Raw genomic sequence first — 26,606 nt, forward strand, 5'->3', positions numbered from 1 at the left:
ACGAGATGAAAATGGCAAAGGTGGATTTGTAATGTCATCAAGCGGCGTAATGCACACCCCTTCCCGGTTGATCTGTGCCGAGCGGGGCAGAGCCCTGCCTCAATATGACTTGCTGGGGGTCGAGAGGGCCAACCAGGCCCGTCTCAGGCAACTCAACACCCAACTGAGCGTCTTTTCCCAGCAGGCGTCGGGCTGCATGGCCCAGTTGTTCAATGCGGCGGATTGCGATCTGGGTTACCAGGACTTTTCTTCTGCGTTGCCGCAAGAGGAGGATGATCATCAGGTCTGGGTCGAAGCCCGTACTCCTCTGGATGCCCAGCGTGTCGCCTTTTTCTCCATCTCTCCTGCGGTCATCTATCGGCTTGCCGTACTGTTTTTCGGCGGCACTCTGCAACACAAGGGGGCCACGGCACCCCATGGCAGGGGATTGACCGACACCGAACAGCGACTGCTGCTGCGGCTGTGCCAGTACCAGGTGGAAATCTGGTCGACCTGTCAGGGGCAGGGAGACCTCTCCTGGCAGCTGAATCTGATCTCCCGGGAGGCCTTGCCCGCAGGCCCGCTCTGGAAGGCGCAGGCCAGTATGCTGGCCGGTGGCAGCCAGCACGATTGGCAGTTCTGGCTGGCGCCCCCCGAAGAGGCGCCCGGTATCGCTGAAGGTCAGCGTGTGCAGGTGGCGCAACTGGAAGAGGCGCTGATCCAGGTGCCGGTGCGGCTGCGGGTAGTCATGGGGCAGATGTCCATGACGCTGGCGGATCTCGAATGCCTCAAGGTGGGAGATGTGCTCTCGCTGGATTTACCCGAGGTGGTGCCGGCCCTGATCGGCCAGCGCCCCTGTTTCAATGGACGCATTGTCGAACATAAAGGCAGCCTGGTGTACCAGGTCGCAACAGTGGTAGAGGAGTAGTCGAATCGTGAACGAGCACAACATGAATGACCCGCTGGATCTGGATGGCCTGGATCAGCTGTTTGGGGACGACATCAGCATGCCGAGTGCGGCCGACTACATGGCGCCGACCAGCAGTACCAAGCAGCGGGATCTCTCCTTCTTTCACCACATTCCGGTCAAGGTGACGCTGGAAGTGGCCAGCACCGAGGTGGCGCTGGGCGAGCTGATGAAGGTGGAAGAGGGGGCCGTCATCGAGCTGGACAAGCTGGCGGGCGAGCCGCTGGATGTCCGCGTCAACGGGCGCCTGCTGGCCAGGGGCGAGGTGGTGGTGGTCAACGGCAAATACGGGCTGCGGCTGGTGGACGTCGTGGACACCAAATTGCTGGGCGGCATGAACGACTGATGCGTTATCTGCTGGTTGCCCTGCTCCTGCTGGCGTTGCCGAGCTGGGGCGCGGACATGACGTTGTTCTCGGTATCGCCGAGCGAAGCAGGGGGAGAGGACTACAGCGTCAAGCTGCAGATCCTCTTCTTCATGACCCTGCTGGGTCTGCTGCCGACCCTGCTGCTGATGATGACCAGTTTTACCCGGATCATCATAGTGCTGGCCATCCTGCGTCAGGCCCTGGGATTGCAGCAGAGCCCACCCAACCGGGTGCTGATCGGCATCAGCCTGATCCTGACCCTGGTGATCATGAGGCCGGTCTGGACCGAGATGTACCAGAACGCCTTTGTGCCATACGACCAGAACGAGATCACCCTGACGGAGGGGCTGGCCCGCGCCGAAAAACCGCTGCGCCAATTCATGCTGGCCCAGACCCGGGAGCCGGATCTCGAGCAGATGCTGCGCATCTCCGGAGAGCCGACCACCCTCGCCAAGAGCGAGGTGCCGTTCGGCGTGCTGTTGCCGGCCTTCGTGCTGAGCGAGCTGAACACCGCCTTCCAGATAGGTTTCATGCTGTTCATCCCCTTTCTGGTCATCGATCTGGTGGTCGCCAGCGTGTTGATGGCCATGGGGATGATGATGCTTTCCCCTCTCATCATCTCGCTGCCATTCAAGTTGATGGTCTTCGTGCTGGTGGATGGCTGGTCCATGACGGTCGGTACCCTGGCGGCCAGTTTCGGCGGGGGAGGCTGACGTGACCCCCGAGCAGAGTGTGGCCCTGGTGGGCGGGGCCGTGAACCTGGTGGTCATCATGGTCTCGGTGCTGATCGTGCCCGGTCTCATCGTCGGGTTGGTGGTCAGCATCTTCCAGGCGGCGACCCAGATCCAGGAACAGACACTGAGCTTCCTGCCCCGTTTCATCGTGACCCTGCTGACCCTCATCTTCACGGGAAACTGGCTGCTGTCGCAGATCACCACCCTGTTCGCCGACCTGTTCCAGAAGATCCCCGGGCTTATCGGATGAACTCCCTGCTGTCGTTCAGTGCGGCCGAGCTGACCGCCTGGCTGGGACAGTGGTGGTGGCCCTTCATTCGCATCGCGGCCGCCTTCTGGGTGATGCCGGTATTTGGTGACGGCCGGGTGCCTGCACAGGTTCGCATCCTGCTGGCCTTCGTCATTAGTCTGCTGATCGCCCCCATGATGAAAGGCATGCCAGCGCTGGATCCCCTCAGTGCCGGCATGATGGTGCTGACCCTGGAGCAGTTGCTGTTCGGTCTGCTGTTCGGGCTCTGCATACAGATGCTGTTCATGGTGATGACCATGGCGGGGCAGATCCTCTCCATGCAGATGGGGTTGGGGATGGCGGTGATGAACGATCCTTCCAACGGAGACACGGCGCCCATCGTCAGCCAGATCATGCTGGTCTTCTGCTCCCTGTTGTTCCTCGGTCTGAACGGCCATCTGGTGACTTTGGATGTCCTGGTGCAGAGCCTGCGCACCTGGCCGCCGGGAACCTCGCTCTACGTCCTCGATCTGAAGGGGGTCATCGGCCTGTTTGGCTGGAGCATCGGAGCTGCCCTCATCCTGACCCTGCCTGCCGTGGTGGCCATGCTGATGGTGAACCTCACCTTCGGGGTGCTCAATCGCACGGCCCCTTCCCTGAACATCTTCTCTCTGGGCTTCCCCATGACGTTGCTGCTGGGGCTGCTCACCATGGCCATCTCCATCAGCGGCGTCCCGGCCCGCTATTTAGATCTGGTCGGTTACGTGCTGACCCAGCTCAGGGCATTGACGCCGACATGAGCCAGCACAGCGCCCAGGACAAAACCGAAGAGGCCTCTTCCCAGAAACGGCGCAAGGCGCGGGAAGAGGGCCAGATTGCACGCTCCAGGGAGTTGAGTTCGGCCGGCCTGCTGCTCGTCGGCGGTCTGGTCATGCAGTGGATGGTGCCGAGTTTCGGGCTCTTCTTTGCCGAGCTGATGAAGCAGCCCCAGCGTTTCAACTGGCAGGGGGCACGGGATCCCCAGATGATGATCCAGTGGACCGCGGACGCCCTGATCGGGATGCTGTGGGTGCTGCTGCCTCTGTTCGGCGTGCTGGCCCTGCTGCTGGTGCTGCTCAGTAGTGTGCCTGGCGGCATGGTGCTGGTCTGGAAGAAGCTGATGCCAAGCGGGGAGAAGCTCAACCCGCTCAAGGGGCTCAAGCGGATGTTCTCCACCCACAGTCTGATGGAACTTCTGAAATCCCTGCTCAAGGTGCTGCTGATCGGCGGCACCCTGGCCATGATGCTCCAGCACCAGTGGCCCACCCTGATGATGATGAACCGCATGCCGCCCCAGGCGGCCATGGAACAGGCGCTGCGGATCCTCTCCCAGGCATTCATCTTGCTAGGCAGTGTGCAGATGCTCATCGCGGTGCTGGATGTGCCCTACCAGCGCTGGTCCTTGAACAAGCAGTTGAAGATGACCAAGCAGGAGGTCAAGGACGAGCACAAGAACAGCGAGGGGCGTCCGGAGATCAAGGCGAGGATCCGCCAGGTGCAGGGGATGCTGGCCAGGGCCCGCATCGAACAGCGGGTGCCCCAGGCCGATGTCATCATAGTGAACCCGACCCATTATGCGGTGGCCATCAAGTACGATCCCGAGCGGGCCAACGCCCCCTATGTGATTGCCAAGGGGGTGGACGGCATGGCGGAGCGGATCCGCGAGGTGGCCAAAGCCCATGACAAGCGGGTGATGAGCCTGCCCGAGCTGACCCGGGCCATCTACTACTCCACCCGGGTGGATCAGGAAGTGCCGGCGGGTCTGTACACCGCGGTCGCCTATGTATTGAACCATGTATTGCAGCTACGGGCCTATGAGGCTGGCAAGGGCAGGAAACCCAATCCCCTTGCCCCCCTGCACGTGCCGCCCGAATTACGTCAACCTGAGAGGTAAGTTGTGAACTGGCGTGTCTTTACCCAATCCTATACAGCCATCCCCATGATGCTGCTGGCCATCCTGGCGATGATGATACTGCCTCTGCCAGGCTGGCTGCTGGATGCCCTGTTCACCTTCAACATCGTGCTGGCGGTGCTGGTGCTGCTGGTCTCCGTCTCGGCCCGCCGGCCCCTCGACTTCTCCGTCTTCCCGACCGTGCTGCTGGTGGCCACCCTGATGCGGCTCTCCCTCAACGTCGCCTCCACCCGGGTGGTGCTGCTGCACGGCCATGAAGGCAACGAAGCGGCCGGCAAGGTGATCCAGGCCTTCGGCGAAGTGGTCATCGGTGGCAACTACGTGGTGGGTCTGGTGGTCTTCGTCATTCTGATGATCATCAACTTCGTGGTGATCACCAAGGGGGGCGAGCGGATCTCGGAAGTGTCCGCCCGCTTCACCCTGGACGCCATGCCGGGCAAGCAGATGGCCATCGACGCCGACCTCAATGCGGGGACCCTGGATCAGCACCAGGCCCGGGCAAGACGGGAGGAGATCGCCAGGGAAGCGGACTTCTACGGGGCCATGGACGGGGCCTCCAAGTTCGTACGTGGTGACGCCATCGCCGGTCTGCTGGTGCTCATCATCAACCTCGTCGGGGGCCTGGCCATCGGCATCTTCCAGCACTCGCTGCCGGTTTCCGATGCCTTCCGCATCTATGCCCTGCTCACCATAGGTGACGGTCTGGTCGCCCAGATCCCCTCCCTGCTGATGTCCACGGCGGCAGCCATCATCGTCACCCGCGTGAGTGACGAAGGGGAGATGTCGGATCAGGTTGGCCAGCAGATCCTGGCCTCTCCTCGGGTGATCTACACGGCGGCGACCGTCATGCTGATCCTGGGGCTGGTTCCCGGCATGCCCATGCTGGCCTTCCTCAGCTTTGCGGCCGTGCTGGCCTGGACCGGCTGGAGCGTCAGCAAGCGCCGGGTGCAGGATCCCGCGCTGGATGCGGCCGAGGCGCTGACGCGCCAGATGGTGCAGCCGGAGCCCCAGGGGCTGGAGTGGCAGGACCTGCCCCCGGTGGACGCGGTCGCCATCGAACTGGGTTATCGCCTGGTACCACTGGCGGAGGCGGACAAGGGGGCCGAGCTGCTGGCCCGGGTGCGCGGTATTCGCAAGACACTCTCCGAGCAGTACGGCTTCCTGCTGCCCGAGATCCGGGTGAGGGACAACCTGCAATTGCAGCCGGACCAGTACCGCATCAAGCTCTCCGGCATCCCTTTGGCCTCGGGCAATGTGGATTGCCAGCGGTTGATGGCCATCAGCAGCGGTGAGACCTATGGCGCCCTGGATGGCGAGCTGACACAGGATCCGGCCTATGGCATGAGTGCGGTCTGGATTTCGCCGGACAACAAGGCCAAGGCCCTCAATCTGGGCTACTCGGTGGTGGATTCTGCCACCGTCATCGCGACTCACGCCAGCAAGCTGCTCAGGGAGCAGCTCGACGGCCTGTTTGGTCATGACGAGGTGGGCAAGCTGGGTCAGCATCTGGCGACCCAGTCTCCCCGTCTTGCGGAAGAGCTCAATCTGGCCCTGACCCAGATGCAGCAACTGCGGGTCTTCCGCCAGTTGCTCAAGGAGCAGATCAGCCTCACCGACATCCGCACCATCGCCACCACCTTGCTGGATGCGAGCGAGCTGACCAAGGATCCCGTCCTGCTGGCGTCCGATGTGCGCTGCGCACTGAAGCGCCAGATCGTCAGACAGGCGATAGGGTCCCGCGACGTGCTGGCGGCCTTCACTCTGGATGACCGGCTGGAGCAGACCCTGCTGACGGCCATGAGCCAGTCACAGCAGCAGGGCAAGATCCAGCTGGACAGCTTCCCGGTCGATCCCCAGTTGCTGGCGCAGTTGCAGCAGAACATGCCGCTGGTGAAGGAGCAACTGCAGCAACAGGGATATGCGCCCGTGCTGGTGGTGATGCCCCAGCTCAGACCGCTGATAGCCCGTTATGCCCGTTCCTTCTCGAAAGGCCTCAAGGTGCTCTCCTATAACGAGATACCGGAAGATTTGCGAGTCGAAGTCATCGGGACTCTGGGCTGAAGTGGAATTGCCTTGGCGTCACAGGGACAGGAAGCGCCTATTCCGCATATCTGCTTGAATTGTCATATAAAGCCGCTATCATGTGACGACTTTTGACGCGATACATACTGACAGCAAAGAAAAAATAGAAATAGTCGGATGTATCACATGGCTTCAGGGACAACGTAGCCATGCCATCCAAATACGGGTCGTCGCATGATAAAGGCAAACTGAACTGAAAAGTCAGGACGCAAAGCCTCCGGTCTAACAGCATTGATGCTAATGATAGCGGGGTTACCAAGGCCATGATTTCCCGCCTTGTTTTTATACCGATACAGACCATTCACTCAATAGCGGGTGCGGTCTCTATTTGTGTGTCTTTATTTTTCACGCATCAGTTCTGTTGATTGATTCATGTGCAATCACAGGTTCGGGATATATGTTTTCTGATTTATCTAGCAAGGAAAATTCAATACCGACCGGTATTGAAACGCATGCTCATTTATTATTAGTTTCCGCTTCGTTATCAAATGGAAACGATGTTGATCGTATATTGCTCAGTGCCGGTTATCGTGTTTCCTGTGTCGATTCCGTGTCGCTGGCCAAGCAATTTCTCTCGAACAATGCGGTCGATCTCATTCTGCTCGACATGGCGGTCATGACCGAGGCCGGGCCCGCCATGGTGCAGACGCTGGCAGGGACCGACTGCGTCATTCTGGTCAACGAGCATCAGGCCTACCTGGCGGCGGAAGCCATGCGGGCCGGCGCCATCGACTACATCATCAAGCCCTTCAGCCAGCGCCAGATCCTCGATGTGGTGAGAGGGGCCCTGCGCCTGCGCCAGGCCATTCCCAATCTGATCGCCACGTCTCCCCAGAGCCTGCAGGTGTTGCAGCTTGCCCGGCGGGCAGCCAAGACATCGGCCACCATCCTCATCGGTGGCGAATCCGGGACAGGCAAGGAGCGACTGGCTCGCTACATCCACGAGATGTCCAGCCGGGCCGGCAAGCCTTTCGTGGCCATCAACTGTGCGGCCATCCCGGAAGCCATGCTCGAATCCATCCTGTTCGGACACAGCAAGGGGGCCTTCACCGGGGCAACCGCCAACCAGCAGGGAAAATTCGAGCTGGCCCAGGGCGGTACTCTGCTACTCGACGAGATCTCCGAACTGCCGCTGGCGCTGCAGGCCAAGTTGCTGCGGGTGTTGCAGGAGAAAGAGGTGGAACGCCTCGGCAGTCATCAGGTGATCGCGCTGGATGTGCGGATCATCGCCGCCAGCAACCGGGACCTGAGGGAGCTGGTGCTGCAGGGCGCGTTTCGCGAGGACCTTTTCTACCGGCTCGACGTGCTTCCCATGAGCTGGCCGGCACTGCGGGAGAGACGGGATGACATCCTGCCTCTGGCGGAATACTTCATCGAACGCTACGCCGCACAGCAGGGGTATCGCCTCGGCGAGAGTGCCCGTCAGCAACTGCTCTCCTATGACTGGCCTGGCAATGTGCGTGAACTGGACAACGTGATTCAGCGAGCGCTAATTATGGCTCGCGGCTTGCATATTCAGGCCGTCGATCTGATGTTGCCCCATTACGCCGCCGAAGCCGACACCCCGCAACCGCAGGCGCTTGCGGCCCCCGAGGGGCTCAGCGAGACCAAGCGGCATGCTGAATTTCAATTCGTCCTTGAGACGTTGCGCCGTTTCCGTGGTCACCGGACACGCACGGCCGAAGCCCTCGGAATGACGACCCGGGCACTTAGATACAAGCTGGCTGCCATGCGCGAGCAGGGCATCGATGTCGAGCAGCAGATACAAAACTAAGGGATAACCGAGTGAAGATTGAGATCATGTCATCACAGGTGACGCTCCTGCAGCAGATGCAGGAAATGCAGCGAGTCGCCAGTCAAGCCCCTTCCATCGAACCGAACGAGGCGTCAGGCGTCTCGTTCAGCGACGCCATGCGCGACGTCGTCGGCCGCGTCAACGAGCAGCAGAACATCGCCTCCCGATTGATGACCGCCGTCGATGCGGGTCAGAGCGACGATCTGGTGGGGGCCATGGTGGCCAGCCAGAAGGCCGGTCTCAGTTTTTCCGCCCTGATGCAGGTGCGCAACAAACTGATGACGGGTTTTGATGACATCATGCGCATGCCGCTCTGAGGTTGATCATGACTGAACTGGTATCCTCCGCACCGGGGGCATCGGGCTCCCTGCTGGCCCGGGTGCAGGACGGGGTGCGCAACTGGCGTACCCTGTCTCGCGACAACAAATCCATTCTGACCATCGCGCTGCTGGCCGCCGTGGTTGCCGCCACCATAGTGGTCATCCTCTGGACCTCCAGCAAGAATTACGTGCCCCTCTACGGCAAGCAGGAGCTTTACGACACCGCCAACATCATGGAGATGCTGGAGAAGGAGCAGGTACCCTTCCGGCTGGAGAAAAGTTCCGGCCAGATCCTGGTGCCTGAAAGCCAGTTGGCCCACATCCGCATGGCGCTGGCCGCGCGGGGCGTGAGGGCGGCCATGCCGTCCGGCCTGGAGGGGCTCGACAATGTCACCGGCCTTGGCACCAGCGAGTTCATGGAAGGGGCGCGCTACCGCCATGCCCTGGAAGGGGAGCTGGCCAGAACCATCATCTCCCTGGATGCGGTGCGCAGTGCCCGGGTGCATCTGGCCATTCCGAAGCGGACCCTGTTCGTGGGGCGCGACGAGGAAAAACCCAGCGCGTCCGTGATGCTGGATCTGCAACCGGGTCAGACCATGGAGCCGGGCCAGGTCGAGGCGATTGCCAACCTGGTGGCGGGCAGTATCTCCGGCATGAAGCCCGGGGCCGTCACCGTGGTGGATCAAAGCGGCCAGCTGCTGAGTGCCGAGCTCGGCGACAAGGCCGGTTTCGGCAAGCAGAGTGTCCAGCAGATGGAATATGTGCGCAAGCTGGAGCAGTACATTCGTCAGCGTGCCAGCGACATGCTCTCCCCCATGCTGGGCACGGGCAACTTCCGGGTGCAGATCGCCGCGGACGTCAATTTCAATGCGGTGGAAGAGACCCAGCAACAGCTCGATCCCAATGCCGTGGTGACCAGGGAGTCCAACAAATCGGACAAGACCATCGATGCCCTGGCTCTCGGTATCCCCGGTGCGCTCTCCAATCGACCGCCCGAAACCGCTCCCAAGACCGATCAGGCCGCCACCGAGGGGAATGCTGCCCAGGAGCCTGCCAAGAACGATACCCGCACCGAGCGGCAGGAAGTCAGCAGGCAGTATGAAAGCAGCCGCACCATAGTACATACCCGCTATCAGCAGGGACGACTTGAGAAAATGAACGTCTCCATCCTGCTCAATCAGCAGAGCGCCCCCAAGGAGGGGTGGAGCCCGGAACAGCTCGAGCAGATCCGTCAGATGGTGGAGCGTTCGGTGGGCTTTGACGGCTCCCGTGGCGACCAGATCAGCCTGCAGGTCTTCGATTTCACCGGTGCGGTGCCGGTGGAGCCGCCAGCGTCGAGCTGGCTGGAAACCCCTTACTGGCAAGACTCCCTGCGTTACCTGGTGGGTGGTTTGCTGGGGCTGACCCTGGTGTTCTTCGGTATCCGTCCTCTGGTGAAGCACCTGGTGCGTACCCAGCAATATCCCGACACTGATGCCGCACAGGAGCCGGACGAGGAGCAGGAGCCGACCATGGGCCTCTCCATGCGCCGGGAAGGGGATGGGGAACTGGAAGAGTCTGCGACGGGCAAGAGCCTGTCCCAGTCTCAGTCCGAGTTCCGGCTCGAGCCCCAGTTCTCCTCCCTGGATCTGGAGGCGCTGCCCGAACCGGGTTCCGAGCTGGAAGTCCAGCTCAAGCACCTGCAACTGCTGGTAGACAAGGACACGGCCCGGGTGGCGGAAGTGGTCAGACAATGGGTGAGTGGCAATGAGCAACGTTAATCTGAATCAGAACGCGGTCGACATCGACATCGACAATCTGGAAAAAGCCGCGATCCTGCTGCTGAGCATGGGCACCGAGGCGGCGGCCAAGGTGATGCAGAAGTTGTCCCGCGACGAAGTGCAGCGCCTCATCTCCAAGATGGCCAGCCTCTCCGGCGTGAGTTCGATAGAAGCCAAGTGGACGCTGCAGCAGTTCTTCAACCAGTATCGCGAGCAGAGCGGCATCGGCAGCGCCTCCCGGGAATATCTGGAACAGACCCTGGATCTGGCGCTGGGCCAGCGGCTTTCCCGCAGCCTGCTCGACAGCCTCTATGGCGATGCGATGAGCCAGGACATCCAGCGTCTGCAATGGGTGCCGGCGGATGTGCTGGCCCGCTTCTTCCGCAATGAGCATCCCCAGATGCAGGCTGTCTTGCTCGCCTTCTTGCCACCCCAGACCGCCTCTGCCGTGCTCGATGCCCTGCCGGGGTCGGTGCACGACGATCTGCTGGTGCGGGTCGCGAGCCTCAGCTCGGTCAGCGAGCACGTGCTGGGTGAGCTGCGGCTCACCCTGGATCGCTGCCTCGCCTATGTGGCCGATCAGTCCGGCGCCAAGGTCAACGGGGTGCGCCAGGTGGCCGATATCCTCAATCGATATCAGGGGAACAAGGAGCAGATGCTCACCCTGCTGCGGGAGCACGATGGTGAGCTGGCCCTCGAAATCGAGAAGAACATGTTCGACTTCATGGCCCTGCGTCGCCAGAGCGACGATACCCTGCAACGTCTGGTGCAGGAGCTGCCGGCGGATCTGCTGGCCCTGGCCCTGAAGAACACCGATGCCGGTTTCCGCAAGGTGGTGCTTGGCGCCATGCCCAAACGGATGGCACAGGCACTGGAGGCCCAGATCCAGGATCAGGGCAGCGTCTCCCTGCGCAAGGTGGAGCAGGCCCGGGAAGAGGCCATGAAGCTGGTGCGCGAGCTGGTGGAGCAGGGCGAGATCGAGTTCCAGCTGTTCGAAGAGCCCACCGTCAGTTAACAGGAGACAGGCATGAGTCAGCATGTGCGCAAACTGGCGGCAGGTGCCACCCGTCTCTACCGCTTCCCGGCGCTGGGCCAGAGCGGGGAAGAGGCCAGAAGCCAGCAGGAAGAGTTCGAATACGGCTACCAGCAGGGGCTGGAGCAGGGGCAGGCGGAAGGGTATCAGGCCGGTTACCAGCAGGGACTGGCCAGTGGCCTGTTCGAGGGGGAGGCCAAGGGGCTGCAACAGGGACAGGTGCGTGGTCTGGCCCAGGGGCTGGCCGAGGGACGTGCCGCCTTCGATGAGGCCATGGTGCCCTTTGCAACGCTGCAGCAGCAGTGGGAATCCCTGACCCGGGCCCGGATGCTGGAACAGAAGGCCCTGGTCGCCCAGCTGGTGGCCCAGGTGGCCAAGCGCGTGATCCAGGCCGAGTTCACCCTCAACCCCCAGCAGGTGCTCCAGCAGGTGGAGCAGGCCATGGCCAGCCTGCCGAGCGAGTCGGAAGAACTGGTGATCTACCTCAACGAAGGAGACCGGCAGCGCCTGGCCGAGCAGGGGGTGACCCGCTGCGAGAAGTGGCCGTTGCAGGTGGACCCGGCACTGGCCGTGGGGGACGCCCGCATCGAGACACGGGCCGCGGTGGTCGAGATCAACACGGGGGAGCGCCTCGGCCGCTGCATCGAACAACTCAACCAGACCCTGGAACTCTCTTCGGATGCATGATGCGCTGCAACAGGCGCTGACCTGTGCCCTCGATAGCCTGGAGGAGGTGCCCGGCTATCGTCGTTATGGCAGGCTGGTGCGCGTGACCGGCCTGACTCTGGAAGTCGTGGGGTGCCAGCTCATCATGGGGCAGCGCTGCGAGGTGGAGACCGCCACCGGCGCCGCCCTGCTGGCGGAAGTGGTCGGCTTCAACCGGGACATTTCCTACCTGATGCCGCTCCAGCCCATGAGCGGTCTCTATGCCGGCGCCCGGGTGCTGCCCGTCGACGGAGAGGAGACCATCCGGGTCGGCGAGCATCTGCTTGGCCGGGTCGTGGATGGCCTGCTGCAACCGCTGGACGGCCGTCCCCTGAAAGAGGAAGGGGAACGGGTTCCCCTGTTTTCCTCCCCTCCCAATCCCCTGTTGCGCACCCCGGTGCGCGAGCCGCTCGACGTGGGCATCCGGGCCATCAATGGCCTGCTGACGGTGGGCAAGGGCCAGCGTCTGGGACTGTTTGCCGGTTCCGGTGTGGGCAAGAGCATGCTGCTCGGCATGATGACCCGCAATACCAGCGCCCGCATCGTGGTGGTGGGGCTCATCGGCGAGCGTGGCCGGGAGGTGAGGGAGTTCATCGAACACAGCCTGGGTAGCGAGGGGCTTGCCCGCGCCGTGGTGATCGCGGCACCGGCGGATCAATCCCCCCTGATGCGGCTGCGAGCCGCCCAGCTGTGCCACCGCATCGCCGAATATTTCCGCGAACAGGGTCAGGATGTGTTGCTGCTGATGGATTCTCTGACCCGCTACGCCCAGGCCCAGCGGGAAATCGCGCTGGCCATCGGCGAACCTCCTGCGACCCGCGGCTATCCGCCCTCGGTGTTCAGCCTGCTCACCCAGCTGGTGGAGCGGGCGGGCAACGGCACGCACCCCGAGGGCAGCCTGAGCGCCTTCTATACCGTGCTGGCGGAAGGGGATGACCAGCAGGATCCCGTGGTGGATTCCGCCAGGGCCATTCTCGATGGACACATCGTGCTGACCCGCCGTCTGGCGGAGGAGGGGCACTATCCCGCCATCGACATCGGTGCCTCGGTGAGCCGGGTGATGCCTCAGGTGGTCTCTCCCGAATGGCAGGGGCTGGCGGTGAATCTGCGCCAGCTCTGGGGCCGTTACCAGCAGGTGCGTGAGCTGCTGCCCCTGGGGGGTTATCAGCCCGGGGCGGATCCCCAGATGGACGAGGCGGTCCAGCGCTATCCTGCCATCGCCAGCTTCCTGCAGCAGGGCATTCAGGAAGAGACGCCCATCACCCAGGTGCTGGGCGGTCTCAAGCATGTGCTCGGCAGGGCGTAAGGAGGCGGCATGCTGAAATCCTATCTCGGTCTGCAGCAGGATGCCCTGGAGGCCATGGGCAAGGAGCGGCAGCGTCTGCGCGAGGTGGCGATGAAGGAGGAGCACCGAGCCCTCAGGCTGCAGGAGGTCATCGAGACGATGCACCCGGGCTCGTCGAGCTTCCATCCCCTGCTGTGGCAGAACAAGCAGCAGATGCAGGGGCAGCTTCGCCACCTGCTGACCCACCAGTTGCAGCAGTGTGCGCTCGCCAGCCAGGATCTGGCTCATCACGAGGGGCAGCTCGTTAGGCAGTTCGGTCGGGTCAAGGGGCTGGAGCTGTTGCTGGACAAGCGGGCCCTGGCGGCCCGTCAGCGTCAGGAGTCGGGTGAGCAGCGGCAGCTCGACGAACTCGCCGCACTGGGTCATCGTGCCCGGCAGGGAACGTAAAGGGTCAGTCGGGGAAATGCTCCTGCCTGCCATAGGATGACTCCTGGCCCAGCAGGGTGTGGATGGTCTCTATCTGGCCTGCCAGCAGGCGGCCGTTCTGCTCGTTCTGGCGGCGGCACTGCAGCAGCAACTGCTCCAGCCGCTGCCACTGCTCGTCCACTTGCTGGCGCAGCGGGGAGGGGAGCTTGCCGATGAGGATGGCCATGCCCCGCTCGTCAGGCTTGAGTCCCAGTGCCTGGAGATGTTCGCAGCGCAGCCTGACCTGGTGCTGGATCTCGCCCATGAGCCGGGTCTGTTGCCGGTTGTGTTCCGTGAGCCCGGCCACGTCGTGGCTTGCCAGCAGACGGTACTGATTGAGCAGCAACTGCAGCAGGTCGGCGTAGCGGCCACAATCCTGCCGGATGCCGATGATCAACTGCTGGATCCGTTGTTTGGGAGGCAGACTCATCGGCGATGCATGTCCAGAATGGCCTGGCTCAGGGCATCCATGTCCAGTTCGAGCCGACCCTCGCTGATGGCCTGGCGGATCTGGTTGACCTTCTCCATGTCCACATCAGAGGTGGAGGCCAGCTCGACCCTCGCCTGATTGATGGTCTGGGCGGTGGCGCTGATCCTGGCTTCCCCCTGGCTGGCCTGGGGCTGAGGTGCCGGTGTGGCTCCCGCCTTGCGCTGAGACTGGGGTTGAACGTAGACAGGGTCGGTGCGTGTGATTTTCATAACGTGAATTCCTGGTGGTCTCTCTTGTGACAGGCGACCCTGAGGTGGCCGAACTTGAATCAAACTCGCCATTTCTGCGCTAAAAGCGGGTTTCGACTTCCCCCTTGTCAACCACCCAGGCCTGGATCTCTTTGCCGGAGCCGAGATTCCTGACTCTCACCCCTTCACCGATGGCGCCGTTTGACAAGGCCGTTCCACGGGTCGTGGCGGAAAAGCCCGGTTGCCCGGCCCGGATCAGCACCCCTTCCCCTGCCCGGACGGCCCAGGCCTGTTGCAGATCGAGTTCACCGACCAGTTGCCCCATCCTCAGATGGCGAAGGCTCTTGCTGCCTGCCAGGGGCTGCGAGCTGTGGGTGAAGCCCCGCTGCAACCGGCTGGCATCGAGGGATTTCTCCAGCAGATCCTCCGGGGCGATGACATGTCCCTTGGGGATGTCCCGTGCCGCCACCCAGACCGGCAACATCAGGGTGACCTCCACCCGGGCCCGCAACTGCCAGGCGGGCTCGGTACATTCCACCAGATAGGGGCGCCGCCCCCAGGGTTGGCGATACTGCCCGCCAGCCTGGAAGCGAACCGCCTGACGACATGCCGGCAGGTGGGCCACGGCGGGGGAGAGCCAGACCTGATAGTCGGCCCGGGTCTCTGGCCAGCCTTGCTGGCGCAGATACTCCCCCAGTGCCGTTTCTGCATCCGCCCTCAGACCGTCGGTCAACTGCTGCGACAGCGACGAAGGGGCCGCCCACGAGGGGAGTGCCAGGAGTAGCAGGGCAAGGAGACCTGCTCGCTTCCCTATGGGAAACAATGCTTCCCCTTTTGTCACTCTTGTCAGCCAGGGGTGATGGCCTGACCAGCGGAAACAACGGTTTTTCATGATTGGCATGAGTCTTGATAAAGGATGCACCGGTCTGACTGGTTCACAAGAAGGATGAAGCATGAGTATCTCATTTGACAGTGCGCTTGGCGTACACCCCTATGCCCTCGATGTGCGGGCAGACAGGGCTCGTATTCTGGCAGGGAACTTGGCCAATGTGGATACCCCGGGCTATCTGGCACGGGATGTGGATTACAAGGCCATCCTCGGCCGGGTCGCCCGGCAGGTGGAGGCAGGAGAGCCGGGCAGCACCATCAGCGAGGGCACCATGGGCAATGACATGCAACATCCCCTCTACCGCATACCCTATCAGGTCTCCATGGATGGCAACACCGCAGAGCTCAGCGTGGAGCAGAGCAAGTTTGCCAGCAATGCCACCGACTTCCAGACCAGTCTCACCTTCCTGAATATGAAAATCACCGGGATCGCCAAGGCGATCGAGGGCCGTTAATCATGTCGTTCAATCGCATCTATGACATCGCCGGCAGCGCCATGCGGGCGCAGACCGTCCGCCTTGACACCGTGGCTTCCAACCTCGCCAACGTCGACAGCGCCGCCGGCAGCGAAGAGGCCGCCTTCCGCGCCATCAAGCCCGTCTTCTCCACCCTCTATCAGCGGGTGCAGGAGGCCGAGGGGCTGGGGGCCGCCCAGGTGCAGATCGCCGGTATCGTCCAGTCTGACCGCCAGGTGGAAAAACGTCTGGAGCCGACCAATCCCCTGGCCGACGGGGATGGCTTCGTTTACTACTCCAACGTCAACGCGGTGGAAGAGATGGCGGACATGATGAGCGCCTCCCGGGGATTCGAGACCTCGGTCGAGGTGATCAACCGCATCAACAGCATGCAGCAAGGGCTGCTGCGTCTTGGTCAGGGGGTGTAAATGAGCCTGCCTCAAGTCAGCAGCCTGGATACCGCCCGCAGCGCCAGCCAGCGCGCCGCCACCCCTGAGATCGCCGCCAACGGTACTTCCGAGGGGCAGGGGGTCCAGCTTCGCAACGAATTTCTCCAGATGATGGTGGCCCAGATCCAGAACCAGGATCCCACCAACCCCCTGGATGGTGCCCAGTACGTTACCCAGCTGGCCCAGTTCAGCATGGTGGAAGGGGTCGAGAGCCTGAAAGTGCTGCAGCAGAAGTCCATCAACATGATGGACACCCAGCAGGTGCTCCAGAGCACGGATCTCATCGACAAGGAAGTGATGGTGCCGAGCCAGACCCTTGGCCAGGAGCAGGAGAAGGCGATCCGCGGTCAGGTGGAGCTGGGCGGCGCGGCCGACACGGTCGAGCTCAAGGTCTATGACAAGCACGGCACCCTGGTCGCCACCAAGAACTGGGGCGAGAGCAAGGCGGGGGCACTGGATTACGAATTGCCGGTACTGCCCGCTGGCGAATACAGCTTCGAGGTGAAGGCTTCCCTGGGGGGAGTCGCCACCACCACCCGCAATTATGTAGCCAGCCAGGTGGAGCGCGTCAGCTTGCCGGGCACGGGCGAGATCATGCTGCAAGTGGCAGGCGTGGGGGAGGTTCCCCTGTTCAGCGCCGTCCAGTTTGGCAAGTCGGCGTAACCAGATAGGAGCGAAACATGTCTTTTAATATCGGACTGAGTGGCCTGCGCGCCGTCAACCAGGAATTGAGCGTCATCAGCAACAACGTGGCCAACGCCAGCACCGCCGGTTTCAAGTCCAGCCGTGCCGAGTTTGCCGCCATCTACGGTGGCGGCCAGGCCGGCGGCGTGGAGATGAGCAACGTCTCCCAGAACTTCGATCGCAACGGGGATGTGACCCGTACCGGGCGGGGCCTGGATCTGGCCATCTCCGGCAACGGCTTCTTCGTGCTCAAGGATGACAACGGTCAGACCTCCTATACCCGGGCCGGCCTGTTCCAGCGTGATGCCAGCAACTACCTGATCACCGCCAGCGGCAACCGTCTGCAGGGTTATGTGACCAATGATGCGGGTGAGCTGCAATCCGGCGTGGTGGGTGACATTCAGGTCAAGGCGGGCAGCCTGGCGGCCAAGCCGTCCGACACCCTGGAGTTCGTGGCGAACCTCAAGGCGGACGCCAGTGTCATCGACCAGGGGCTGCACCCCTTCGATCCCGCCAAGGCGGACAGCTTCAGCTACTCCCAGTCCAGCAAGGTGTATGACTCCCTTGGGGTCGAGCACACCGTCACCCAGTATTTCGTGAAGACCGGCGAGAACACCTGGCAGGTCAACTATGCCTTCAACGGGACCCAGACCGGTGCGCCGGTGACCATGGAGTTCAACACCAACGGCACCCTGAAGTCGCCGACCACGGCCCCCGTGCTGAACCTGGCCCCCGCCGGTGCCGAGCCCATCACCCTCACCGCCGATCTGGCCCGGGTCAGCCAGTACGCCTCCGATTTCAACGCCACGCGCAACCAGTCCAACGGCTATACCGCCGGGGATCTGACCGGGGTCAGGGTGGATGCGGACGGCGGCGTCTACGCCACCTTCACCAACGGCCAGAGCCTGCTCCAGGGTCAGGTGGTGATGGCGAACTTCGCCAATCCCCAGGGCCTGCTGCAAGCCAACAACACCACCTGGCAGCAGTCGTTCAGCTCGGGCCAGCCCGTGCTGGGGGCACCGGGCAGCGGGACCCTGGGCGGCCTGACGGCGGGAGCCTACGAGGCATCCAACGTCGACTTGACCGGAGAGCTGGTCAGCCTGATGACCTCCCAGCGCAACTACCAGGCCAACGCCAAGACCATCAGCTCGGCGGACAAGATGACCCAGGTCCTGTTCAACTCCTTCTAAGGCGTGATCCGTGGAAAAGCTTATCTATACCGCCATGTCGGGGGCGCAACACACCCTCATGGCCCAGCAGATCCGGGCCAACAACCTGGCCAACGTGAATACCGCCGGTTTTCGTGCCGACTTCGAGCGGGCGTCCGCCTATGCCCTGACCGGCGATGGTTACCAGAGCCGGGTCATGGCCAGGGAAGAGCAGGCGGGAACCGACTTTCGGGCGGGCGCCCTGATGCAGACAGGCCGCAAGCTGGACGTGGCGATCCGCGGCGACGGTTTTCTCACCGTGCAGACCGCAGACGGCAAGGAGGCCTACACCCGCGCCGGCAACCTGGAGGTGGACGGGGAGGGGTTGCTGACCCTCAACGGCCGTCCCGTGCTCGGGGATGGCGGCGAGATGGTGCTGCCCGCCTATCGGGATCTGAGCTTTGGCAAGGATGGCTCCCTCAGCATCACCCCGCCGGGGGGCGGCGCCCGTCTGGACGTGGGCCGGCTCAAGCTGGTGAACCCGGATCCGGCCGAGCTGGTCAAGGGGGCTGACGGCCTGTTCCGCCAGCGCCAGGGTGGGGATGCGGAGATCAGCGAGCAGGTGGTGCTGGCGTCCGGTTTCCTCGAGGGGGCTAACGTGAACGCGGTGGACGAGCTGATCGGCAGCATGTCCCTGACCCGCAACTTCGAGTTGCAGGTCAAGTTGATGAAGACGGCGGACGAGCAGGCCAGGCAGGGTGCCAGGCTGATCTCTGGCCAGGGCTGACGGTCGGCCATGGCGGCCGGGAATGAATACTGACGGGATGCACCCCGTTCGAACGAATCAGGTGGAGAAACGAAGATGCATGCAGCGCTGTGGGTGAGCAAGACGGGTCTGTCGGCACAGGATGCCAAGATGGCCAGCATTTCCAACAACCTGGCCAACGTCAACACGGTCGGTTTCAAGCGGGATCGGGTGGCGTTCGAGGATCTGTTCTATCAGGTTCAGCGCCAGCCCGGTGCCCAGCAGGATCAGCAGAACCTGTCCCCCATCGGCATCCAGATGGGTAACGGTGTGCGGGTGGTCGGCACCCAGAAGGTATTCACGCCAGGGCAGTTCCAGAACACCAACCAGGAGCTGGACATGGCGGTGGTGGGGGCCGGCTTCTTCAGCGTCGAGCGCCCGGATGGCGAGACGGCCTATACCCGCAACGGTCAATGGCACCGCAATGCGGAAGGGCTGCTGGTCAATGCCGACGGCCTGCCCATGCTGCCGCAGATCCAGATCCCGGACAACGCTACCAAGATCGCCATCGGCACCGACGGCACCGTGAGCGCCACCCTGCCGGGACAGCAGGAGAACGTGGAGCTGGGGCGCATCACCCTGACCAACTTCTCCAACCCGGCCGGTCTGGAAGCCCTGGGGGGCAACCTCTACCGGGCGACCGGTGCCTCCGGTGAAGCCATCGAAGGGGTTCCGGGTGAAGAGGCCATGGGGGCCATCAAGCAGTTCACCCTGGAGAGTTCCAACGTGAACGTGGTGGAAGAGATGGTGGACATGATCACCACCCAGCGCGCCTACGAGATGAATGCCAAGGTGGTCTCCTCCGCCGATCAGATGCTCAAGTTCGTGACCCAGGCGCTGTGATGATGAGGCCGGTGTGGTATTGCGTCGTGCTCGCCCTGCTGCTGGGGGGCTGCTCCACCTATGAGTTGCAGGCCCCCGAGCCCGGTGACGAGAAGTGGGCCCCTTCCCGCTCCGAGCTGACGAAAGCCGGGGTGGGGGAGGATGGCAGCCTCTACCGTAACGACTACATGATGACCCTGTTCCAGGATCGCCGTGCCTACCGGGTCGGCGACATCCTGACCGTCATGCTGGAGGAGCGCACCCAGTCCAGCAAGAAGGCCAACACCAGCATGAACAAGAACAGTAATCTGAGCGTGCCTGTGCCTTCCATCGGCGGTGTTTCCCGACCGGACTGGAGTGCCTCTATCAAGGCGGATCGCGACTTCGACGGCGGGGCGACCTCCAGCCAGCAGAATACTCTGGCGGGGGCCATCACGGTCACGGTGGCCGAAGTGATGCCCAACGGGGTGCTGGGGATCCGGGGGGAGAAGTGGATCCGCCTCAACCAGGGGGATGAGTACATCCGTCTGGGGGGCATGGTGCGGGTCGAGGACATCGACCAGAGCAACCGCATCTCCTCCCAGCGCATTGCCGATGCCCGCATCACCTATGCCGGTCGCGGCGCCCTGGCCGACAGCAACCAGATGGGCTGGCTGTCGCGCTTCTTCAGTTCCGCCTTCTCCCCCTTGTGAGGATTTCGATGAACAGATGGTATATCGCCCTGCTCTGCCTGGCGCTGTCGGGCGTGGCCGGCGCCGCTGTCCCCGCCAAACGGGCCCTGCTGGACATTGCCGACGTGCAGGGGATGAGAGCCAACCAGCTGGTGGGCTATGGCCTGGTGGTCGGCCTCTCCGGTACCGGGGATCGCAGCCAGGTCAAATTCACCGGCCAGTCCATGACCAACATGCTCAAGCAGTTCGGGGTACAGCTGCCTGATGACATCGACCCCAAGCTCAAGAACGTGGCTGCCGTCTCCGTGCAGGCGACGCTGCCCGCCCTCGCCGGCAAAGGTCAGCAGATGGACGTGACCGTGACCTCCATCGGCGATGCCAAGAGCCTGAGAGGCGGCTCGCTGCTGCTCACTCCCCTGCGCGGCATCGACGGTGAAGTCTATGCGGTCGCCCAGGGCAACCTGGTGGTGGCCGGGGTCAAGGCGGAGGGGCAATCCGGCTCCTCCGTGACCATCAACGTGCCAACGGCCGGCATCATCCCGAACGGTGCCATCATCGAGCGGGAGGTGGCCAGCAACTTCTCGGACAAGCCGGAAGTGACGCTCAACCTGCACCAGCCCAACTTCAAGACGGCCCGCAACGTGGAGCGGGAGATCAACCGCCAGCTCGGCCCCGTGGCCAAGGCGGTCAGCGCCGGTCGCATCCAGATTGCGGCCCCCCGCGATGAGAGCCAGCGCATCTCCTTCATGGCCCTGTTGCAGGACATCCAGGTGGACATGGGCAAGGAGCGGCCGCGAGTCGTTTTCAACAGCCGTACCGGCACCGTGGTCATGGGGCAGGGGGTCAAGGTGCACAAGGCGGCGGTCAGCCATGGCAGCCTGACGGTCACCATAGGGGAGAGCCAGACGGTGAGCCAGCCCAACGCCTTCTCCAACGGGCGGACCACCACGACGCCCAACTCCCAGATCCAGGTTGACCGGGAGCGCAACAACATGTTTGTCTGGCCGGATGGCACCTCTCTGGAGGTGATCGTCAAGGCGGTGAATTCCCTGGGGGCGACCCCGGATGATGTCATGGCCATCCTGCAAGCCCTCGACGAGGCGGGAGCCCTCGAAGGCGAGCTGGTGGTCATCTAAGGATCTCTATGACCAGAATTACCTCGGAGCCTGGTTTCTATCAGGATCTCAATGAACTGCAGCAGATAAAGAGCAACCCGGATCAGCGCGCGGCCCTGGAGGCGGCGGCCGGCCAGTTCGAGGTGAGCTTCCTGCAGACGGTGCTCAAGCACATGCGTTCGGCGTCCGACGCCATGCAGGATGAAGAGGACAGGCTTATCAAGGGGGAGTCCCTCTACCGCGACATGTACGACAGCCAGCTTGCGATGAGCCTGGTCAAGCGCGGCGGCATGGGGCTCAAGGAGCAGATGGTCAATCAACTGGCCCCCACATTAAAGAATGCCGAGCCGGTGGTCGCTTCAGATTCCCAGACCCTGGCTGCCTTCAGTCAGCCTCTGAATTCGGCAAAAATGAGGAAAGTTGACTGATGTCGCTGCTCAGTATCGGTTTTAGCGGACTCAATGCATCGCAGATCGCATTGAACATCTCTGCCCAGAATATCGCCAACGTCAATACCATCGGGTACAGCCGCCAGGAGGCCATGATGGGCAGCCTGTCGGGCTTTGGCCGGATGGACAACGGCATGGGGGTCGAGGTGACCGGGGTTCGCAGGATCACCGATGACTATCTGGTCTCCCAGCACTGGCGCAGCCGCTCCGCGACCGGCTCCTCCTATGCGTTTCACCAGTACATCAATACGACGGAGCAGTTGCTCGGCAGCGAGTCGATGAACATCACCAAGGGGCTGGACAGTTTCTTTGCGTCCCTGAGCGCCGCCCTCGACAGCCCGGAAACACCGGCGCAGCGCAGCCAGATCGTCAGCTCGGCCGGTGCCCTGGCCAACCGCTTCGGCCAGTTGAACGAGAGCCTGCTGACCCAGGAGAAGCAGATCGACGATCAGCTGGGCAGCACCATTACCCAGGTGAACAGCTATCTCAAGCAGGTGGCGGAGCTCAACACCCAGATCGGCGAGCAGGCTTCCAAAGGGGTCAACACCTCGGCGCTGGAAGACAGCCGCGAGCAGATAGTGCGCGAGCTGTCGACCTTCATGGAGGTGCGGGTCAATCGTCAGAGCGACGGCTCCTTCTCCCTGAGCCTGCCCCAGGGCCAGCCCCTGGTGCTGGCCGGCAGCAGCAGCACCCTCTCTCTGGCCGGCGACACCCTGAGCCTGAGCTTCGGGCCGCAATCCTTCGAGGTCCCCAGACTTCAGGGCGGCACCCTGGCGGGCGTGCTGGAATATCGCACCACAGTGCTGCGCCCCCTGCGCGACGAGCTGAACCAGATCGCGAAGAAGCTGGCGGATGACTTCAACGCCAAGCAGGCGGGTGGCGTCGATCTGAACGGCGATCCCGGCAAACCCCTGTTCAGCTACGACCCCCTCAATCCCTCCGGCACCCTCAAGGTGGCCGACGGCTTTACCGGGGATCACCTCGCCTTCGCCAAGGCGGGGGGCGGCAACGGCGACAACCGCAACCTGCAGGAGCTGCTGACCATCAAGGATGATCAGTACGATGCCTACAGCGCCCTGCTTGGCAAGATGGCGGTGCAGAGCGGTCAGGCCAAGGCGACCATGGAGGCCGATGCCAACATGGAGAAACAGCTCGCCACCAAGCTCAGCAGCGTGAGCGGCGTCAACCTCGATGAGGAAGGGGTCAAGGTGATGGCCTACACCAAGGCGTATCAGGCCAATGCCAAGGTAATCAGCACCTCGGATCAACTCTTCAATTCCATTCTCAACATGTTCTGACGGAGTCCGCATGCGCATCAGCACCAACCAGATCCAGCTCAGCATGCTCGACAACCTGCAGCGGGGCTTTGGCGACTACGCCCGGCTGGATCGCCAGATCTCCTCCAACAAGCGGATCCTGCAGCCTTCGGACGATCCCGTGGGCAGCGTGCAACTGCTCGGTCTGAAGAAAGAGCAGGTGGCCATGGCCCAGTACCAGAAGAACATCGCCAATGCCAAGAGCCAGCTATCCCAGGGGGAGCTGCAGTTCGAGACCATGACCAACATGCTGAGCCGGTTGCGGGAGCTGACCCAGACGGCGGCCAACGGTTCCCTCTCCGAGGACGATCGCCGGGCGGTGTCCAGCGAGGCGGCCATCATCAAGGAGGGACTGCTGGATCTCGCCAATGCCCGCAACGAGAACGGTTCAAGCCTGTTCAGCGGCAGCCAGGTGGACAAGACCCCCATCGTCCAGGGGCCGGGTGGCGGCTATCTCTATCAGGGGGATGCCCTGGTGCGGGAGGTGGAGATTGCCCGGGGGGTGACGGTGTCCCTCAACCAGACCGCAGACAGCCTGTTCATCCAGAACGGGGATTTCTTCAAGCAGCTGGACGACATGGTGGCGGCCTTCGATGCCGGCGCACCGGATGCGGCGGATCAGGCCAGAGCCATGCTGGATCGCAGCAAGACCCTGCAGGATGACATCAGCCAGATGGTGAGCACCATAGGGGCGCGCATCAACCTGCTGGACCAGGTGGACGAGGGTCATGCCGAGAAGAGCACCTATAGCAAGGAAGTGAGCAATCAGATAGAGTCCCTCGACTACGCGGGGGCCGTGACCCAGCAGGCGCATGTGCTGATGGCTCTGCAGGTGCAACAGCAGGCCTTTGCCAAGGTGAATGGCCTGAGCCTGTTCAACTACATGCCCTAAATCTGTCTAAGGAGCCAGGATGCAGATTCAACAAACCCGTCCGGGGAGCGTGGCCGAAACGCCGGCCCAACCCAGGTTGCAAGGTCGTTCGACTGCCCAGGCTACTTCTCCCCAGACTCCTCGCAATGAACGCCAGCCCAATGTCATCCGGCTGGATCGCTGGGCCCTGATCGGCACGGCGCAGCAGCGCATCGCCCATGCCCAGGGGGGCGAACAGGCCCTGAGCCAGGTGTGGGGCGAGCTGAAGCGCCTGGAGCAGCAGCTCGGCCAGCAGAAGGCGGCGAGCGGGGATCTGGTCTCCCGTCTCAAGGTGCTGGAAGAGAAGCTGACCCAGCCGCAGGCGCCACTGACGAGCGAGCTCAGGCCACGCCTGCTGGCCTCGGCCACGGACAGTCGGGTGCACTACAGCGCGGAGCGGCTCGATCTGTTGAGCCCAAGGGCGAGTGCCGAACGTCTCGTCTTCTCCTTCCCTCAGACCAGCAGCGCCGTCGAGGTGCTGCTGCCCGCCGATGCCAGTGAAGCGGAGGCGGCCGCCCGTCTGGATCGCGCGCTGCGCAAGGAGCATATCCAGGCGCGCCTGAACGAGCTGGGCAAGCTGGAGCTGAGCGTGCCGGATCAGCACAGGCGCAAGCTGGATGAACCCGTGCTGCTGAGCGGTGAGGGCATCCGCATTCCCGCCGGCAACCCGGTACCCGTGCAGTTCAAGCCAAAGGCGGGGCAGTTGACCCAGCTCGGCGAGGGGCTCGACAAGGGGGAGATCAAACAGGAACAGCAACGGCTGAAGCGACTGCTTGGGGAGATAGAGCAGTCGGTGCGCGAGCTCAAGCAGTTTCGCCAGCGGATGGTGAAGCAGCTCGATCGGGTGAAGTCGCGCAGCCAGAACCTGCAGCAGGAGGAGCTGGTCCAGTTGCAGGGCAAGCTAAGCCTCCAGCTCAAGGAAGGGGGCTTCATGGGGACCATGTCCGGTCTGCTTGCCCAGGCCAACGTCTCGCGCCAGAACGTGGTGGCGCTGCTCACCTAGGGTGCCAGGCCCCGTTCACGACAGAAAACCGCCATGCAGCTCGCTGGCGGTTTTCTGTTTTCAGGGTTTGAGCAGGGCGTACAGGGAGATGTCCGACGCGAAGCCTGAGTCGTTGAGCCCCTGTTCTATGGTCTTGATAAAGCTCGCATTGTGCTGGCGTATGGTGTGGTAGCTGTAGAAGAGGTTGACCACGTCCTGCTCGTCCAGCGCCTTGTCCATGGCCAGCAGGCAGAGGTAGTTGCGCAGCAGGAAGTAGTCGACCACCAGCAGTTGATAGGCCTGGCACTTGTCGCCCTGCTGCAGCGGGAAGTTGTGGTGATAGACGTAGTAGAGCAGGTAGTTGTCCAGGATCTGGGGATGGCTGGCCAGGAAGGGGGCGACCCTGTCGTGCCAGACTTGCTGCAGGTGTGCAAACTTGTCCTCGTCGTAGGTTCCCTCCAGTACCTCGTTGATCTTGTCGAGGCAGACCTGCATGGTCTGCCGCCCCCGTCTCCCCTGGGAATAGGTCAGCAACTGGTGGGTCATGGTTCTGAGGCCCCACCACTGCAGTCTGGGCAGGGCGGGCAACTGCTCGAACATGGTGTTGAGCTCCCCGCGTTCGGCCAGTACCGCCACCTGATCGAGGAAGGCCTCGTGGGAGAGTTGCGCAGGATCCCGGTGGATCAGCATGCCGACCAGCCATAGCCGAATCGCCACGGGGATATCCGTGGCGGCCAGCACGTGAATGCTCAGGCTGTGCAACGTCGCCATGGCGTTGGAGGGGGGCGGAGCGAAGGGCAGGGGCTGGGTGAGCTCGGTGACCTCGGTCTGCATCGCCAGGGGGTCAAGCAGCAACTGGCGGCACACCTGGGGGCAGGAGAGCATCAGGGACCTCTTGAGCTGGTTGCCGATGCGGGTCTGGGCTCTGGGGTAGGTCTTGCAGGTGTGACTCAGGGCATCCGGACCCGCCTTGCTGTGGATCTGGCACAGGCGGTTTTCATCGAGGAAGGGGCAGGCGCCCTGTTCGTCGAGCTTTATCTCCCCCCAGCGCTCGTTGCTCTGCTTCACCTTGATGATGTGCAGCTTGCTCAGGGACTTGACCGTGGGGTCGGGGTGGCGTTCATAGCTGCGGAAGGTCTGCTTGTCGATGCTGATGGTCCAGCTGTGGCAGCAGTTGTCCTCGCAGCGATCGCCGATGCACTGGAAATGTTGAACGAAATGCGGTGTGTAGAGCGAAGCAGCCATGTCGCCATCCGGTAGTGAGAGAGGACGTTTTAAAAGCAATAAGCATGCCGGATGGGGGAGGCGGCGAGCACCCGGGATACCGGAATGCCCGGGAGGGGGCCAGAAGAAAAATATGCGGAGGGAAGATTACATTTCTGCGCGAAAGGGGTCGTCTCTATCTGATGTCAACCTAACGGGCTGCTGTGCAGCGTTTAACTCGAGGAATACATCATGGGCTTGTCCATCCATACCAACTTCGCCTCCCTGACCACCCAGAACCAGCTGAACAACACCAACAAGATGCTGGGCACCGCCATGCAGCGCCTGGGTACCGGTCT

At 62.7% G+C, this 26,606-nt stretch carries 30 protein-coding genes, 1 pseudogene and 1 riboswitch; of the genes and pseudogenes, 27 read left to right on the forward strand and 4 right to left on the reverse strand.

Annotation, left to right across the window (positions count from 1 at the left end; all coding sequences use genetic code 11):
- Positions 1 to 31 precede the first annotated feature (31 nt).
- From lfiM to lfiJ, 14 genes are all read left to right on the forward strand, one after another.
- Positions 32 to 907 carry a lateral flagellar motor switch protein LfiM gene (gene lfiM, locus BGO64_RS12320; protein WP_187171333.1) on the forward strand — a complete coding sequence of 292 codons (876 nt, stop codon included), beginning with the start codon at positions 32 to 34 and terminating at the stop codon, positions 905 to 907.
- Positions 908 to 914: 7 nt separating this feature from the next.
- The gene (lfiN, locus tag BGO64_RS12325; RefSeq protein WP_041211834.1) at positions 915 to 1,292 is read left to right on the forward strand and encodes a lateral flagellar motor switch protein LfiN; all 378 of its coding nucleotides are present in this window, start codon (positions 915 to 917) and stop codon (positions 1,290 to 1,292) included.
- On the forward strand, positions 1,292 to 2,026 hold the full coding sequence (gene fliP / locus BGO64_RS12330; protein ID WP_041211833.1) for a flagellar type III secretion system pore protein FliP: 735 nt from the start codon (positions 1,292 to 1,294) through the stop codon (positions 2,024 to 2,026). Before lfiN ends, fliP begins: the two co-directional genes overlap by 1 nt.
- 1 nt (position 2,027) lies before the next feature.
- Positions 2,028 to 2,297 carry a flagellar biosynthesis protein FliQ gene (gene fliQ / locus BGO64_RS12335; protein ID WP_041211832.1) on the forward strand — a complete coding sequence of 90 codons (270 nt, stop codon included), beginning with the start codon at positions 2,028 to 2,030 and terminating at the stop codon, positions 2,295 to 2,297.
- On the forward strand, positions 2,294 to 3,076 hold the full coding sequence (lfiR, locus tag BGO64_RS12340; RefSeq protein WP_104452187.1) for a lateral flagellar biosynthetic protein LfiR: 783 nt from the start codon (positions 2,294 to 2,296) through the stop codon (positions 3,074 to 3,076). Before fliQ ends, lfiR begins: the two co-directional genes overlap by 4 nt.
- On the forward strand, positions 3,073 to 4,209 hold the full coding sequence (flhB, locus tag BGO64_RS12345; RefSeq protein WP_041214022.1) for a flagellar biosynthesis protein FlhB: 1,137 nt from the start codon (positions 3,073 to 3,075) through the stop codon (positions 4,207 to 4,209). The genes lfiR and flhB overlap by 4 nt, the downstream gene beginning before the upstream one ends.
- A 3-nt stretch (positions 4,210 to 4,212) precedes the next feature.
- Positions 4,213 to 6,288, forward strand: a complete 2,076-nt coding sequence (gene lfhA, locus BGO64_RS12350; protein WP_041211829.1) for a lateral flagellar biosynthesis protein LfhA — start codon at positions 4,213 to 4,215, stop codon at positions 6,286 to 6,288.
- Positions 6,289 to 6,481: 193 nt separating this feature from the next.
- Positions 6,482 to 6,569, forward strand: a riboswitch (cyclic di-GMP riboswitch).
- A gap of 251 nt (positions 6,570 to 6,820) precedes the next feature.
- On the forward strand, positions 6,821 to 8,083 hold the full coding sequence (gene lafK, locus BGO64_RS12355; RefSeq protein ID WP_286700740.1) for a lateral flagellar response regulator transcription factor LafK: 1,263 nt from the start codon (positions 6,821 to 6,823) through the stop codon (positions 8,081 to 8,083).
- A gap of 11 nt (positions 8,084 to 8,094) precedes the next feature.
- A complete protein-coding gene (gene lfiE, locus BGO64_RS12360; protein ID WP_128271445.1) occupies positions 8,095 to 8,421 on the forward strand; it encodes a lateral flagellar hook-basal body complex protein LfiE in 327 nt (108 codons plus the stop codon).
- Positions 8,422 to 8,438: 17 nt separating this feature from the next.
- A complete protein-coding gene (gene fliFL, locus BGO64_RS12365; protein ID WP_371175428.1) occupies positions 8,439 to 10,184 on the forward strand; it encodes a lateral flagellar M-ring protein FliFL in 1,746 nt (581 codons plus the stop codon).
- Positions 10,171 to 11,199, forward strand: a complete 1,029-nt coding sequence (gene fliGL / locus BGO64_RS12370) for a lateral flagellar motor switch protein FliGL (protein ID WP_041211827.1) — start codon at positions 10,171 to 10,173, stop codon at positions 11,197 to 11,199. The genes fliFL and fliGL overlap by 14 nt, the downstream gene beginning before the upstream one ends.
- Positions 11,200 to 11,211: 12 nt before the next feature.
- Positions 11,212 to 11,904, forward strand: a complete 693-nt coding sequence (gene lfiH / locus BGO64_RS12375) for a lateral flagellar assembly protein FliH (RefSeq protein WP_041211826.1) — start codon at positions 11,212 to 11,214, stop codon at positions 11,902 to 11,904.
- Complete coding sequence (gene lfiI, locus BGO64_RS12380; RefSeq protein WP_041214019.1) at positions 11,897 to 13,228, forward strand: lateral flagellar FliI-like assembly ATPase LfiI; 1,332 nt, start codon at positions 11,897 to 11,899, stop codon at positions 13,226 to 13,228. Before lfiH ends, lfiI begins: the two co-directional genes overlap by 8 nt.
- Before the next feature lie 9 nt (positions 13,229 to 13,237).
- Positions 13,238 to 13,654, forward strand: coding sequence for a lateral flagellar protein LfiJ (gene lfiJ / locus BGO64_RS12385; RefSeq protein WP_041211824.1), 417 nt, complete (start codon positions 13,238 to 13,240; stop codon positions 13,652 to 13,654).
- 4 nt (positions 13,655 to 13,658) lie between these two features.
- Here lfiJ and flgN read toward each other — a convergent pair whose 3' ends face one another.
- The 3 genes from flgN to lfgA form a co-directional block, all read right to left on the reverse strand.
- Positions 13,659 to 14,102, reverse strand: coding sequence for a flagellar protein FlgN (gene flgN, locus BGO64_RS12390; protein WP_042015073.1), 444 nt, complete (start codon positions 14,100 to 14,102; stop codon positions 13,659 to 13,661).
- The gene (gene flgM / locus BGO64_RS12395; RefSeq protein ID WP_041211822.1) at positions 14,099 to 14,371 is read right to left on the reverse strand and encodes a flagellar biosynthesis anti-sigma factor FlgM; all 273 of its coding nucleotides are present in this window, start codon (positions 14,369 to 14,371) and stop codon (positions 14,099 to 14,101) included. The genes flgN and flgM overlap by 4 nt, the downstream gene beginning before the upstream one ends.
- A 79-nt stretch (positions 14,372 to 14,450) precedes the next feature.
- Positions 14,451 to 15,242: a lateral flagellar basal body P-ring formation protein LfgA gene (gene lfgA, locus BGO64_RS12400; RefSeq protein WP_048208579.1), complete on the reverse strand. Its 792-nt coding sequence runs from the start codon at positions 15,240 to 15,242 to the stop codon at positions 14,451 to 14,453.
- Between the two features lie 61 nt (positions 15,243 to 15,303).
- Here lfgA and lfgB point away from each other — a divergent pair, with 61 nt between their 5' ends.
- The 12 genes from lfgB (at position 15,304) to BGO64_RS12460 (ending at position 25,065) form a co-directional block, all read left to right on the forward strand.
- Complete coding sequence (gene lfgB / locus BGO64_RS12405; protein ID WP_041211820.1) at positions 15,304 to 15,693, forward strand: lateral flagellar basal body rod protein LfgB; 390 nt, start codon at positions 15,304 to 15,306, stop codon at positions 15,691 to 15,693.
- 2 nt (positions 15,694 to 15,695) lie between these two features.
- Entirely contained in the window at positions 15,696 to 16,121 is a 426-nt protein-coding gene (gene flgCL / locus BGO64_RS12410) for a lateral flagellar basal body rod protein FlgCL (protein WP_041211819.1), read from the forward strand.
- Complete coding sequence (locus BGO64_RS12415) at positions 16,122 to 16,805, forward strand: flagellar hook assembly protein FlgD (RefSeq protein WP_042015076.1); 684 nt, start codon at positions 16,122 to 16,124, stop codon at positions 16,803 to 16,805.
- A gap of 17 nt (positions 16,806 to 16,822) precedes the next feature.
- Entirely contained in the window at positions 16,823 to 18,016 is a 1,194-nt protein-coding gene (gene flgEL / locus BGO64_RS12420) for a lateral flagellar hook protein FlgEL (protein WP_041211817.1), read from the forward strand.
- 10 nt (positions 18,017 to 18,026) lie between these two features.
- Positions 18,027 to 18,761 (forward strand): lateral flagellar basal-body rod protein LfgF, encoded by a 735-nt coding sequence (lfgF, locus tag BGO64_RS12425; RefSeq protein WP_041214015.1) that lies wholly within the window; start codon positions 18,027 to 18,029, stop codon positions 18,759 to 18,761.
- Positions 18,762 to 18,836: 75 nt separating this feature from the next.
- Positions 18,837 to 19,622, forward strand: coding sequence for a lateral flagellar basal-body rod protein LfgG (lfgG, locus tag BGO64_RS12430; protein WP_041211815.1), 786 nt, complete (start codon positions 18,837 to 18,839; stop codon positions 19,620 to 19,622).
- On the forward strand, positions 19,622 to 20,293 hold the full coding sequence (flgH, locus tag BGO64_RS12435) for a flagellar basal body L-ring protein FlgH (RefSeq protein WP_041211814.1): 672 nt from the start codon (positions 19,622 to 19,624) through the stop codon (positions 20,291 to 20,293). The genes lfgG and flgH overlap by 1 nt, the downstream gene beginning before the upstream one ends.
- 8 nt (positions 20,294 to 20,301) lie before the next feature.
- Entirely contained in the window at positions 20,302 to 21,408 is a 1,107-nt protein-coding gene (gene fgIL / locus BGO64_RS12440) for a lateral flagellar basal body P-ring FlgIL (RefSeq protein ID WP_041211813.1), read from the forward strand.
- 8 nt (positions 21,409 to 21,416) lie between these two features.
- Entirely contained in the window at positions 21,417 to 21,815 is a 399-nt protein-coding gene (locus BGO64_RS12445; RefSeq protein ID WP_041211812.1) for a rod-binding protein, read from the forward strand.
- Positions 21,815 to 23,134 (forward strand): lateral flagellar hook-associated protein LfgK, encoded by a 1,320-nt coding sequence (gene lfgK / locus BGO64_RS12450; protein WP_041211811.1) that lies wholly within the window; start codon positions 21,815 to 21,817, stop codon positions 23,132 to 23,134. The genes BGO64_RS12445 and lfgK overlap by 1 nt, the downstream gene beginning before the upstream one ends.
- Before the next feature lie 10 nt (positions 23,135 to 23,144).
- On the forward strand, positions 23,145 to 24,044 hold the full coding sequence (gene lfgL / locus BGO64_RS12455; RefSeq protein WP_041214013.1) for a lateral flagellar hook-associated protein LfgL: 900 nt from the start codon (positions 23,145 to 23,147) through the stop codon (positions 24,042 to 24,044).
- 19 nt (positions 24,045 to 24,063) lie between these two features.
- Entirely contained in the window at positions 24,064 to 25,065 is a 1,002-nt protein-coding gene (locus BGO64_RS12460) for a hypothetical protein (protein WP_042015081.1), read from the forward strand.
- A gap of 60 nt (positions 25,066 to 25,125) precedes the next feature.
- On the opposite strand, the gene fliB is transcribed toward BGO64_RS12460, so the two are convergent.
- Positions 25,126 to 26,289 (reverse strand): flagellin lysine-N-methylase, encoded by a 1,164-nt coding sequence (fliB, locus tag BGO64_RS12465; protein ID WP_236275398.1) that lies wholly within the window; start codon positions 26,287 to 26,289, stop codon positions 25,126 to 25,128.
- Between the two features lie 210 nt (positions 26,290 to 26,499).
- Between fliB and BGO64_RS12470 the strand changes: the two are divergent.
- Positions 26,500 to 26,606 (forward strand): annotated as a pseudogene (locus BGO64_RS12470) (Lateral flagellin); the annotation flags it as partial.

The organism is Aeromonas sp. 62-46, from assembly GCF_001898585.1.
Taxonomy (GTDB): Bacteria; Pseudomonadota; Gammaproteobacteria; order Enterobacterales; family Aeromonadaceae; genus Aeromonas; species Aeromonas caviae.